This is a genomic window from Chitinophaga horti (assembly GCF_022867795.2).
Taxonomy (GTDB): Bacteria; Bacteroidota; Bacteroidia; order Chitinophagales; family Chitinophagaceae; genus Chitinophaga; species Chitinophaga horti.
The window spans coordinates 3,092,388-3,104,532 of the sequence record NZ_CP107006.1 but is presented as its reverse complement, the minus strand read 5'-3'; the positions used below and the strand labels follow the sequence as shown (position 1 = coordinate 3,104,532).

The following is a 12,145-nucleotide window of genomic DNA, read 5'->3' as shown; positions in this document are numbered from 1 at the left end:
ACGACCAGATGATTTTAATTATTGATGACGATATAGCGGTGCGTACGTCCCTCTTGCTGTTATTGCAGCAGGAGGGATTTACCGCTTCCGCAGCAGGCACCCGGGAAGAAGCGCTGCGGGTGGTGTCAAACACGCCGCCTTCGCTGATCCTGCTGGACCTGAACTTCTCGCTGGACACTTCGGGCCGGGAGGGGATGGAGCTGCTTCAGAAGCTGCGCCAGCTCAATGCCACGGTACCCATCATTCTCATTACCGGCTGGGGCAGCATAGAACTGGCCGTGCAGGGCATGAAACTGGGTGCCAACGACTTTGTAACTAAGCCCTGGAACAACGACAGCCTGTTACAAAGTATCCGTACACTGCTGGACCTGCGCACCAGCAAACCTTTACAGGGCACGCGCCGCCAGCTCGACGAGCAATATAATTTCAGGCAGATCATCGGGGAAGATCCGGCGATGATGCAGATACTGGAAACGATTGGCCGGGTAGCTGCTACAGATGCATCGGTGCTCATCATGGGCGAAAGTGGTACGGGTAAAGAACTGATCGCCGAGGCTATTCACCACAACAGTCAGCGCCGCCACAAGCCGTTCGTGAAAGTGAACCTGGGCGGCATCTCTACCAGCCTGTTCGAAAGCGAGATGTTCGGGCATATGCGCGGGGCTTTTACAGATGCGCGTTACGACCGGGTAGGCCGCTTTGAACTGGCCAACAAGGGCACGATCTTTTTAGATGAAATTGGCGACCTCGACGCCGGCAGCCAGGTAAAACTATTGCGCGTATTGCAGGACCGCACGTATGAAGTGTTAGGCAGCAGTCGCACCAAGGTGACGGATGTTCGCGTGGTATGCGCCACGAACAAAAACCTCCATGATATGGCAGCCACAGGCACGTTTCGGGAAGACCTGCTGTATCGTATCAACCTCATTACTATTAAATTGCCTGCGCTGCGCGAGCGACCGAAAGATATTCCGTTGCTGGTGAACAGTTTCATCAATAACCTGAAAGAGATTTACCAGCGCCCGGATGTACGCGTAACGCCGTCTGCCATGAAATGGCTGCAACGGTTGCCCTTACCGGGCAACATCCGCCAGCTGAAAAACCTGGTGGAACGTACGATCCTGGTGAGCCGCGGCGAGCAGCTGGACCAGTCGGATTTTCAATCGCAGCTGGAACTGTCGCCGGTGAAAACGGGCAACCTGCAATTACCGGGCGTGGGGTCGATCACGTTAGAGGAACTGGAAATTGAGATGATCAAACGCGCCATGTTGTTTCATCAGCATCGTGTAGCCAAGGCAGCGGTATCGCTGGGATTAACCCGCAGTGCGCTGTACAGGCGCCTGGAAAAATATAACATTCCGTACGATGAAACTTCGGACTAAGTACATTCTTTTCGTGGTGATCCTGCACGGGCTTACGCTGGTGCTGAGTTACTTCGTATTCCGGGAGAAAAAGATACTGTTTATTGCGTCGGAAGGGTTGGTGATATTGTCGGCCCTCATCGCCTGGCGGTTATACCGTGAGCTGATCCGCCCGCTCAAGACTCTAATGCAAGGCGTAGATGCCATCCGCGACCAGGACTTTAATGTAAAGTTCGTACACACGGGCAAACATGAAATGGACCAGCTGATCGACGTATACAACCAAATGATCGAAAAGCTGCGCAGCGAACGGGTGCAGCAGGCCGAACAGCACTACTTCCTCGAAAAGCTCGTAAGTACATCGCCTACGGGCATTATGATCCTCGATTACAACGGCGACGTGCAGCAGGTAAATCCGAAAGCCTTACAGCTGATGGGCCTGCGTGAATATAACGAAGACAGTGTGTTGGCGCATCCCATGTTCCTGCAAGCCCGTAACCTGCAATCCGGCGAAGCTCGCACGGTAACCCTCGATAGTTTTCACACTTATAAAATACAGAAATCCCACTTCATCGACCGCGGCTTTCCCCGCCACTTCGTGATGATCGAAGAACTGACGGCGGAAATACTGGCCACCGAAAAAAAGGTGTACGAAAAGGTGATCCGCATGATGGCACATGAAGTAAACAACACCGTCGGTCCGGTCAACTCCATCATCGGCTCTGCCCTCAAAGCAGATACCCTCTTCCCTCAGCTGCGCGAAGCAATGGAAGTAGCGATCGCCCGTAATGAGAACCTGAACGTATTCATGCGCAACTTTGCCGACCTGGTCAAGTTGCCCGAACCCTCCAAACGGACGATCGACATACACCGTCTGTTACGCTCCGTCGCCCGCCTTATGGAGGCCAGGGCAACCGAGAAACATGCAGTGATCGAACTGGATGTGCCTGCCGGCGAATGGCTGTTGCAAGCGGATGAACAGCTGCTGGAACAGGCGTTTATCAACATCCTCAAAAACAGCCTGGAAGCGGTGTCACAAAACGGCGTAATCCGTATTACCTCGCAACCTTCGCCGTGCGAAATCGTGATCGCAGACAATGGTAGCGGTATTGCGGACGAAGCGGCTGCACAACTCTTCTCCCCGTTTTACAGCACAAAGAAAGACGGCCAGGGAATAGGCCTTACCCTGGTGCGGGAGATTTTGTTGAATCATGGGTATACGTTTGCGTTAAAAACCTACGGGGTGGGGGATACGAGGTTTACGATTAAACTCTAATCCCTCAACCATTTCGCCATCTCAGGGAAAGCCGGTAGCCCTAAAGCGGCCGACTGCTTCGGTTCGCCAGACATGCCGGCGAACTGCAGCATCGAAACCCCGATGTAGCGGCCATCATTGAAGTTGTCGGCTATTTCTTTGCCGCCTCCTTTATAACCATGATCATGGAATACAAAATAAGCGCTGATGTCAAGATATAAACATGCGGCGTACGACCATGCAATAGCCATCATTTCTTCGGCTTCGCGGTGCATGCGTAAGGGAATGTTGTCGTTGTGCAAGGTGCCACGCTCTGCGGCGGGAACAACGGCGATGTGGCCGGCTTCGTGGAGAATATCTCCCGGGTAGAGGAGTTTATCTGTATCGATGATGAGGTGCCCGTTTTGAATGAGCGCGCCGGGGAGAAAAGTACCTTCGGGTAGGGTGGTAAATATTACCGGAATACCTATCGACCAGATAAAGTCCACGGCGATTTTAAAAGAGGCATCGTCCTTAATCATCCGGTAAAGATAGGTATAAGTGACGGGATTACGTTGGCGGCCGCAATTCGGTTGCAGTCAGACGGGTTACATTGTGAGTCGATTGTACCCCTCATTCCGTTTCACTTAAACTGCATTGTTATGAAAAAACTACTCCTCAGCGTATTCATTTGCGTACTGGCCGCCATTCCGCTTCAGTACAGCACGACCCAGGCTTCTGCTCCTGCAAAGGTGTTTGATAGCATCGGCTTAAATGTAATGAACAGCCCCAACTATTACGGCAGCCTGTACGTGTATGGCCCTACTTCATTGAGCGCCACCCTTAACCCCGGTACGGGTATGGGATACGGGCCGCTCACGCCTGGTTATTACACGATCAACGTGTATACATCCGCACCCGGCACGCGTACGTTTACGTTGAATGGTAACTCGGTGACCACCGATGCGGGCTATGCAACGTTTAATGTGAATATTATTTACACGGCTTTCCTTACGATCTATTAAAAAAGCTGCGGCCACCACCGGTGACCGCAGCTTCCTTTAATTAGCCGGGATTTAGTAGTTCCGCAGCGCTTCTATTTCTTTCAGTGTTTTAGGCAGGTATTTGCCCAGCAACTGGTGGCCGTTCCCGGTGATCAGGAAGTTATCCTCTATGCGGATGCCACCGAAGTCGCGGTATTGCTCCAGCAGGGAGTAATTGATAAACTGCGGCAGTTGGTTATCTGCCTTCCAGCGATCGATCAGTTGTGGGATGATGTATACACCGGGTTCTACCGTGAGCACAAAACCCTGCTCCAGCTCGCGGCCGAGGCGGAGCGATTTCCAGCCGAAGTCGGTGCGTTTGATGAGCGTATCCGTGTACCCCAGGTACTGTTCGCCAAGGTCTTCCATATCGTGCACGTCGAGCCCCATCATGTGACCGAGGCCGCATTGGAAAAAGAGGGTATGGGCGCCGGCTTCAACCGCTTCTTCCACATCGCCGGTCACGAGGCCGATGGCTTTCAGGCCTTCCAGCAATTTTACGTTCGCCTGGCGGTGTACTTCCATATACGTTATGCCTGGTTTCAGGAGACTGATGGCATGGTCCATAGAAGCCAGTACGGCGTTGTACACCTCGGCCTGACGGCTGCTGAACTGTTTGCCGCCGGGGTAAGTACGGGTCAGGTCACCGGCGTAGTGCATATCGTTTTCAGCACCTGCATCTACCAATACCATATCCCCGTCTTCAATGGTGTTGCCGTGATAGTGATTGTGTAATACCTCACCGTCAATGCTCAGGATCGTCGGATAAGCCAGGCGGCCGTTCGCAGCCAGGGCTACGGCTTCTACCCTGGCCGCCACTTCAAATTCCTTCATGCCCGGGCGGGTGCCGGTAATGGCAGCCAGGTGCATGTCTACGCTGATGGAAACGGATTTTTCTATTTCAGCGACTTCGATCGCTTCTTTATGAGAACGTTGCGCTACAACGGCTTTGATCAGTTTAACCGATACTTTTTGATCTACTTCCGCTACCGGCACGCTTAACCATTCGGCCAGGCGGATCTTGTTCTCCGGCCGGTAAGGTTTTAAGATATGTACCGTGCGGCCCGCCGACAAAGCTTTCTTTACATAATTGCCGATCTCCGCATAGGGAGCGGTATTACGTACATCGACTTCCGCCGCCATTTCCCGAACGGTAGGCAGGTCGCCCGTCCAGATAATATCGTCGATGCTCAGTTCATTGCCAAAGATCACTTCCTCACCCGACTCGGCATCAATGATGCCTGCCAGTCCGGCCACATCCAGTCCGAAGTAGTACAAAAACGTACTATCCTGGCGAAAGGGGAAGGTGTTGTCTTTATAGTTCATGCTGCTGTATTCGTTACCCATCAACAGTATCAGCCCGCTGCCGATGTTCGTCCTCAATACCTCTCTGCGCCGTTTATACGTAGCTTTCGGAAAAAGTTTAAAATGCATTCGCTTCTTTTTTAATGGTGAAGTCCGCTTGAACCGGCCAAATTTAGAAAATACGGGGCAATTAACAATATTCGCTACCTTCAGTCCTATGAACCGGTATATGAAACACATGCTGGCGGTGGCGGCCGCCTTGTTAATAACGATGCAGTCCTTTGCACAGATCGAGGCTATGCAAAAGAAGGTGGATATTGCCACGCAGTTCCTTACCTATGTGGAGAAAGGCAAAACAAAAAAGGCGTTGAACATGATCCAGCCCGACACCCTGAAGGCGCGGCCGGAGCTAAGGCCCCTGGTAAAAGATATGACGCGGGAAGCCCGTGCCACCCTGAAGCAGGGAGCGGAGTTGTTCATCTCCGTTACACCGAATGAGGAGTTTACGCTGATCGTTTGTGATTGTTACTATCGTTTAAAGGACGAGCCGCCTACGGTGCTCTATACCATATCGGTGGTTTTTAACAACGCCGAAGGAGAGGATATCTCGCTCGTGCGGGTGAATAAACCGGTAGCGCCGGGCAGTTAGTTTTCTGTCGGCTCCTCCTGCTGGTGACTGTTCAGGTAAATTTGGTTACACTTGTCTGCCAGTTCGTGTAGCATCGCATCCATTTCCTGGGTAAGTTTTTCAATGTAGCTCACCAGTTGCCCGTTCTCCGGGTTGTTCATGTTCTGTTTATCGAACAGGGCCATTACACCCAGTAAGGATGCCACGGGCCGGCGCAGGCGGTGGGAGCTGATGTAGGCGACTTCCATCAGGTGCCGGTTGGTTGTTTCCAGCTGCTGTTCGAACTTCTTTTGCTCGCTGATATTGGTTTGTATCGTAATGGTTTTTTCTACTTTGCCCTCATCGTCTACTACTGGCGTAATATCTGCCATCACCCAGTACGGCTCGCCCCATTGGCTGTAATTCAGCACTTCTGCCTTACAATTACGTCCCTGTTGTATACAACGCAGAATCTCTTCTACCGTGTCGGGATTGGTATCCGGCCCATGCAGGAACGATTGTGGTGTTTGTCCGTTTACTTCTTCCAGCGTATAACCGGAGAGCAGCTCGAAGGCTTTGTTCACCCATTCGATGCGGCCTTCGTGGTCGAGAATGATCACCGGGTTGGAAGTGAGGCTTGCCACCAGCGACAACTTCCTGATTTCTTCCTCGGAACTTTTGCGGTCCTGTATGTCGCGCATGGAGCCAATCATACGTACGGCTTGTCCCTTATCGTTTTTCATGATATAACTGCGGGCGATCACGTAGCGGTAGGTATTGTTACCCGTTTTAAAGCGAAACTCGGCCGACCAGTTGGTTTTTCCTTCATAGATGGCGCCAAATACGGATTCGATCACCCGTTCTGCATCGTCGGGGTGCAGGTGTTCTTTCCAGTGACTGGCATCGTCGATCATGTATTGGTAGCCAAAGGTGAGCAGTACGTTATCGTTCCAGGTGATTTTATCTTCCGCCAGGTCCCAGTCCCAGATGGCGTCGTTGGTGGCGAGATTGACGAGGTCGTAGCGCTCTACGGCTTTCTTCAGCTGGATGGCTTGCTGCCGGGTAGTTGTAACATCGCGGGCAAAACAGGCGACGCCCACTATATCGGTGCCCTCGAAAATGGGGTTAAAGGTAGTTTCGGTAAATACTTGTCCCAGGTCGGGCATGAAGCGTTCTTCTTCCAGTACGATCTTTTCTCCTTCCAGCGCGCGGTCGTACAACTGCTGCCATTTCTGGAACTGTGCCTCGCTTTCTACCACCGGCTGATCGTCACCCACCTCGATAGGGCGGCCGGCCATCTGGCCGATGATCGTGGCGAACGGTTTATTGAAGGCGACGAAACGTTTATGTTTGTTTACAGACCAGATGAGATCTTCGGTGCTGTTGATGATGGTGGATAATACCCTTTTTTGCTCCTTCAGGGCTTCGTCCGCCAGGTATTTTTCGGTCATATCCCATACGCAAACCACTTCAGCCTCGTGCCCCTGGAAGTTGGTGCCGTAAGCTTGTACGTTTACATACATAATGGATCGGTCTTTACGCAGATGCCGCCACATGCCCGCCTTCTGGTAACCTTCTTTGGTGGTGACCTGGCTGGTCATAATTTTCTGGATGTCTTCCGTGGGGCGAATGTCGAGAATGGTGAGATTCAGGAATTCGTCGCGGGAGTAGCCGTAGGCATACAGGGCGGCGTCATTCACTTCCAGGAAAGCGTAAGTTTTTTTGTCGAAGATCCACATTGGTTGCGGGCTCGTTTCGAAAATGCGGCTGTAGGCCGTGTCAGTTTCTTTAATGCGGTGCCAATAGCCTTTCAGTAGCCACAATAGCAGCACGCCGGTGAGCAGGATGTAGCCGGCTCCCTTAAAATGTTGTACCTGTGTAAGCGCTGCCGCGGTGGGGTCTTCGAACACATACAATAACATCGTGTCGGAGAAATAGATCCATAGCAAACTTAAAATAACATACACAAGCACAATGCGCGCGGGTGAAATCACATCAATCATAGAAAGGTTTTAAAACAATGCGCTGTCCGGTCGTAGGTCTTTGTAATTCGGTTACTGACAATTGAGCGCTCTCTCGGATTTGGTTTACGTTTTCTTATTCTTCGGTGGTGTTGTAATACTCGTCCAATTTTAAAAATAATTTCCAACCTGTACAATAGGGCCGATGTGGAATTTTGTTAAGCGGTTATTAATGACATAATGGAGTAAACAGTTTCAGGTAGGGGTTCAAAAAGTATTCCATTAAGTGTGGCGCAATAAAAAAGGGAAGCTTATCGGCTTCCCTTTTTTCCTAATAGATTGTTAATAGCTATTTACGTTCATCGTACACACCAAACTCGTTGATCGACGGAGTGTTCTTATATTCTTCTATCACGATGCGCACTTTATCGGCCCATACGCGGTTAAAGCGGTGAACTTTCACTTTGCCGGCATCGGTACCGTTTACCAGTGTTTTCCAAACACCGTTTACGGAATACTCGAGGCGATATTTGGTGATGTTGCCATCTTCTGTAATGGTGATCAGGTTTACACCTTTGTCGCCAGACAGCTCCACTTCGTACCAGGGCTTTTTCACCGAAGGATGCGAGTTCCACGCAGTACCAAAACGGTCGTCGTTACCAAAGTCCATGATCGCGTAGTCGTTGCTCCAGCTGGTGTTAGCGGGCTGAAATTTCGCCTTGTTGTGCGAAATGATGGGCATGGCCGCTTCCGGGAAGGAAGGCAGGGTAGCTGGTTTGTTGTACAGCTTGCCGATCTGTTTCAGGGCTTCCAGGGCGTTGTCGTCAAATTGACCGTCGCGGTTAGGCGCTACGTTCAGGATGAAGTTACAGTATGCCTGGTTAAAGGGTACCAGCATTTTGTTCACCAGTTCCTCCGGGTTTTTCATACGCTGACGCGGCATGCTGGTTTTCCAGAACCAGTTCGACTGCAACGGCAGGCAGGAGAGGGCGGGCAGCTTGTTGCTCTCTTTAGAGATGTGCTGGCCGGCTCCCTGCTCGTACGACTTGATGTCGGTGTAAAACAGGGCTTCAGCAGGATACTTCGCTGCATTCAGGTCCATCACCAGGCAACGGGGCTGGATAGACTTGATCAGCATATAAATTTCTTCGAAAGGAACGTCGTCGTAAGAAATCCTGGACCACGGTGCATCCCATCCGTCGATGATCATGGCGTCGATCGTACCGTAGTTGGTGAGCAATTCACGCAATTGCTCTTTCACCATCCCGATATGTGCTTTGGTGATCTGGCCGGGGCGCAGTTCGTGATGCGTATCCAGGATAGAGTAATACAACATTACTTTCAGCCCGTTCTTACGGAAAGCATCGGCGTATTCTTTCACCACGTCGCGTTTCAACGGACTGTTCATCACGTTGTAATCGGTGGTTTTGGTATCCCAGATAGGGAAGCCGCTGTGGTGTTTGGTGGTTAAGCAACCGTAGGTCATGTTCGCTGACTTTGCTGCTTTTGCCCATTGTTCTGCATCCAGTTTTTTAGGATTGAATAAGGAGGCCGGTGCATCAGGATCTGCCCAGTCATCGTTTACGTACGTGGCAATGCCATAGTGAATAAACATACCGAAGCCAAGGTTCACAAAATCCTGCTGGTCCTTGCGCAATTGTTCCGCGCTGATGGTCTGTGCTGTTGTAACGGCGGAAGGCAATAAAAGAATGCCCGCAAGCATTGCCGTCCATACGCTAAAATTGACTTTTCTTTTCATTAAAATCATTCGCTTTTTCAGTTGATGAATGGCCGGTTTTTTTCGTTTCTCTAAAAAGAGGTCGTCGGCTATAAAGCAGCAAGATAGGGCATTCGCGAGCTTCATTCATCAAAATATAAAGATATTTTTTTATGCCATTTACAATTCGTTTAGGATTGAAAAAACCAATACCGCTTATCCTTTTTTTGAACGGAGAAAAGGCTATTTTCTGATGTAAGTCAACGCGCCGGTCGGGCAACGATTCACCTGTTCGATAATTTGTTCGGTAGTGGCGCCATGTGGGTTGATCCATGGTCTCGCTTTTACATCAAACACGGTTGGCAACTGGCTTACACAACGTGCGGCATGTTTGCAGAAAGAAGGTTTCCATAATACGGTGATGTCGTCATTACTGTATTTGATTTTTTCTTCGATATCTTCTTCATGCAGCACGAAAGAACGTACGATCGTTTCGCCTTCGAGTAATTTCGAAATAGGACAGTTCTTCGCGATCTCGAGCAGCCGGTTTTTCTGCGTGGTATCCAGCTCTGCCCCGGGAAAAGCAATGTCGCGGTCCATGGTAGTTTTGGTGCGGTCTTCCACTTTTTCCTGCCAGAGATTAGCGTTCACGATAATGCGCGGCACATTCCAGTTTTTTCGCTCGATGTACATGCGTAAAGTGATCATCGTACAGGAGGCCAGGGAAGCCAGCATGAGCGTGTATGGGTCCGGGCCAAGATCTTGTCCGCCCGCGGTAAGCGGTTCATCTACCAAAAAAGAACCATTACGCCAATCGATCGTGCATTGATATTTTACCGTACCGTTTTCGCCGTGTACGGGTTTTTCCATTTTGTATTGCATACGTATAGTTTTTAAGCTTCCTTATCCTTCATAACAGGCGCGGTACGCAGAAGGTTGTGCTCGTCCGGGCACAATGGTACAAGTTTACGTAAATCAGGAATGCGTTTGGGCAGCAACACGCAAACAGCCAGGAATTTGCCGCGTTTGTGCAACGATATCCGGCAGGGAACAACATTTACGCGGCAGGCATCGTTTGGAGCATGCCGGCTGTTACCGGGCTAAGCTGGCCGTGATTTCCTGGGGTATACTCCGGGGGCCACAGGCGCCATTTTCCGGCAACGGCTTCAAAAAAAATATTATTTGTATACTGTTGATCTATTTCATTATCGCAGATTTTTATATTTTGCAGACTTTTAGAAAAACCATGTCGCGTGAAAATGATGATCAGAAAGGGGAATTTACTCATACAACTGTCGTTTTGCCTCCTGGTACTCGCTTCCTGTAGCAGCGCCCGGAAAACCACGTCTGCAGGTAAAAAGGGTACGGAAAAACCGGCGGCGAAAAACGACAAGGTAGCCTTCATCGACGATATCAGCATATCCCGCGAAGCGAAAACCACCACCCACCGTTACAATGGCCGTAATACCAACACCCGCTCGCGCGACGATCGCCGGAGCGGGGCGGATATAGAAAATGCCGCCAGCTGGCAGTTTAAGTATGCCCAGCTGCTGGATGTGGCCGTGGAGGAGGTGACCAACGAGCGGTTATTCAACTTTATAGAAGAATGGTGGGGCACCCCGTACCGCATGGGGGGCAACACTCGCAGCGGCATCGACTGCTCACACTTCGCGACCAATATGCTGCTCGAAGTATTTAAAGCCGGTATTTCGTATGGTAACTCGGCCGACCTTTACAACCAGTCGCGTAAGCTTTCGCGCAAGGAATTGCAGTATGGCGACCTGGTGTTCTTTAAAATTAACCGTAAGAGCGTATCGCATGTAGGCGTTTACCTCGAGAATGACCGTTTTGTACACGCATCCGTAAGCTCCGGGGTGATGATCAGTACCCTGAATGAAGACTACTGGAAGAAGTATTTTATTGGCGGCGGCCGTTTAAATTAAGCAGCATCATTGATTACCCAGCCCCCGAGCGATGGGCGATAAATTTAGTTTGGCATATGCAAAGTCCGGTTACTCGGCGCGAAAACGTTTCGCTCATTACCTCCTTTCCCAGCAGCAGGATCATAGAGGAGTACCGCCATGAGGGCGTGTCGGTGGAGCGTTTCTTTACCGGCATTAAAGAAGTCGGATTGTATGAATGCGGCGATACCGGCTACCGGTTTTACTGGCCCGAAAACATTTTTGGGGACGGCGCCTTTTATGCAGACCTGCAACGCAATCAGAAGGAATATTACCCGGAAGCTAAATGGGAGCACCATTACGCAACCGGGCAGATCAACGCAGGCGAACAGGTGTTGGAGGTAGGTGCGGGCGACGGCGTTTTTCTGAAAATGTTAAAAAATAAGGGTATTATCGCACACGGTCTGGAACTCAATCCCGAAGGCATTGCCGACGCGCGGGCCCAGGGGCTGAGTATGGACGGGGAATCGGTGCAGGACCATGCGGCCCGTTTCCCGGGAAAGTATGATGTGGTGTGCGCCTTCCAGGTGTTGGAGCACATCTACGACGTGCACGACTTTTTAACGGCCTGCGTAAGCCTGTTACGGAAAGGAGGAAGGCTGATCATCGGCGTACCGAATAACAACCCTTTCCTGTACCGCTACGACAGCTGGCATACGTTAAACCTGCCGCCGCATCATGCCGGGTTATGGGGACGTAAAGCTTTCGGGCAGATGCCTAAGTGGTTCGGGCTGGGAGTGGAGCAGATCATCGTGGAACCGTTGCATCCCAAACTCGGACAGTATAAAAAGTGGTTCGAAGTACAAAAAGCACATTACCGGGAACATAACCCCCTGCTTTATCAGTTGATGCGCATCACCCCGCGGCCATTGTATAAAGTGTTGATGCGGGTGTGCTCGCCGGCTATTGAAGGAAGAAATATTATCGGCATTTTTAAAAAAGCATAGCACCCATAT

General features: G+C 50.8%; 12 protein-coding genes. 6 read left to right on the top strand and 6 right to left on the bottom strand.

Annotation, left to right across the window (positions count from 1 at the left end; translation table 11 throughout):
- The first annotated feature begins 8 nt into the window (after positions 1-8).
- Both MKQ68_RS12455 and MKQ68_RS12450 read left to right on the top strand, forming a co-directional pair.
- A complete protein-coding gene (locus MKQ68_RS12455; RefSeq protein WP_264283584.1) occupies positions 9-1,382 on the top strand; it encodes a sigma-54-dependent transcriptional regulator in 1,374 nt (457 codons plus the stop codon).
- Complete coding sequence (locus MKQ68_RS12450; protein ID WP_264283583.1) at positions 1,366-2,637, top strand: sensor histidine kinase; 1,272 nt, start codon at positions 1,366-1,368, stop codon at positions 2,635-2,637. Before MKQ68_RS12455 ends, MKQ68_RS12450 begins: the two co-directional genes overlap by 17 nt.
- Here MKQ68_RS12450 and MKQ68_RS12445 read toward each other — a convergent pair.
- Positions 2,634-3,137 carry a hypothetical protein gene (locus MKQ68_RS12445; RefSeq protein WP_244845903.1) on the bottom strand — a complete coding sequence of 168 codons (504 nt, stop codon included), beginning with the start codon at positions 3,135-3,137 and terminating at the stop codon, positions 2,634-2,636. The two genes, MKQ68_RS12450 and MKQ68_RS12445, sit on opposite strands and share 4 nt — an antisense overlap.
- Positions 3,138-3,257: 120 nt before the next feature.
- Between MKQ68_RS12445 and MKQ68_RS12440 the strand changes: the two genes are divergently transcribed.
- A complete protein-coding gene (locus MKQ68_RS12440) occupies positions 3,258-3,620 on the top strand; it encodes a hypothetical protein (RefSeq protein WP_264283582.1) in 363 nt (120 codons plus the stop codon).
- A gap of 51 nt (positions 3,621-3,671) precedes the next feature.
- Here MKQ68_RS12440 and MKQ68_RS12435 read toward each other — a convergent pair whose 3' ends face one another.
- Entirely contained in the window at positions 3,672-5,072 is a 1,401-nt protein-coding gene (locus MKQ68_RS12435) for an aminopeptidase P family protein (protein WP_264283581.1), read from the bottom strand.
- A 100-nt stretch (positions 5,073-5,172) separates the two neighbouring features.
- Here MKQ68_RS12435 and MKQ68_RS12430 point away from each other — a divergent pair, with 100 nt between their 5' ends.
- Positions 5,173-5,592, top strand: a complete 420-nt coding sequence (locus MKQ68_RS12430) for a hypothetical protein (protein ID WP_264283580.1) — start codon at positions 5,173-5,175, stop codon at positions 5,590-5,592.
- Here the strand turns inward: MKQ68_RS12430 and MKQ68_RS12425 are convergent.
- From MKQ68_RS12425 to MKQ68_RS12410, 4 genes are all read right to left on the bottom strand, one after another.
- Positions 5,589-7,553, bottom strand: coding sequence for a PAS domain S-box protein (locus tag MKQ68_RS12425; RefSeq protein ID WP_264283579.1), 1,965 nt, complete (start codon positions 7,551-7,553; stop codon positions 5,589-5,591). The genes MKQ68_RS12430 and MKQ68_RS12425 overlap by 4 nt on opposite strands.
- Positions 7,554-7,860: 307 nt before the next feature.
- The gene (locus tag MKQ68_RS12420) at positions 7,861-9,270 is read right to left on the bottom strand and encodes an alpha-L-fucosidase (protein ID WP_264283578.1); all 1,410 of its coding nucleotides are present in this window, start codon (positions 9,268-9,270) and stop codon (positions 7,861-7,863) included.
- Positions 9,271-9,471: 201 nt separating this feature from the next.
- A complete protein-coding gene (locus tag MKQ68_RS12415) occupies positions 9,472-10,110 on the bottom strand; it encodes a (4Fe-4S)-binding protein (RefSeq protein ID WP_264283577.1) in 639 nt (212 codons plus the stop codon).
- Between the two features lie 175 nt (positions 10,111-10,285).
- Positions 10,286-10,516 (bottom strand): hypothetical protein, encoded by a 231-nt coding sequence (locus MKQ68_RS12410; protein WP_264283576.1) that lies wholly within the window; start codon positions 10,514-10,516, stop codon positions 10,286-10,288.
- Between MKQ68_RS12410 and MKQ68_RS12405 the strand changes: the two genes are divergently transcribed.
- Together MKQ68_RS12405 and MKQ68_RS12400 are read left to right on the top strand one after the other, a co-directional pair.
- On the top strand, positions 10,488-11,171 hold the full coding sequence (locus MKQ68_RS12405) for a C40 family peptidase (protein ID WP_264283575.1): 684 nt from the start codon (positions 10,488-10,490) through the stop codon (positions 11,169-11,171). The genes MKQ68_RS12410 and MKQ68_RS12405 overlap by 29 nt on opposite strands.
- Positions 11,172-11,227: 56 nt before the next feature.
- Positions 11,228-12,136 (top strand): class I SAM-dependent methyltransferase, encoded by a 909-nt coding sequence (locus tag MKQ68_RS12400; protein WP_264283574.1) that lies wholly within the window; start codon positions 11,228-11,230, stop codon positions 12,134-12,136.
- The last annotated feature ends 9 nt before the right edge of the window (positions 12,137-12,145 follow it).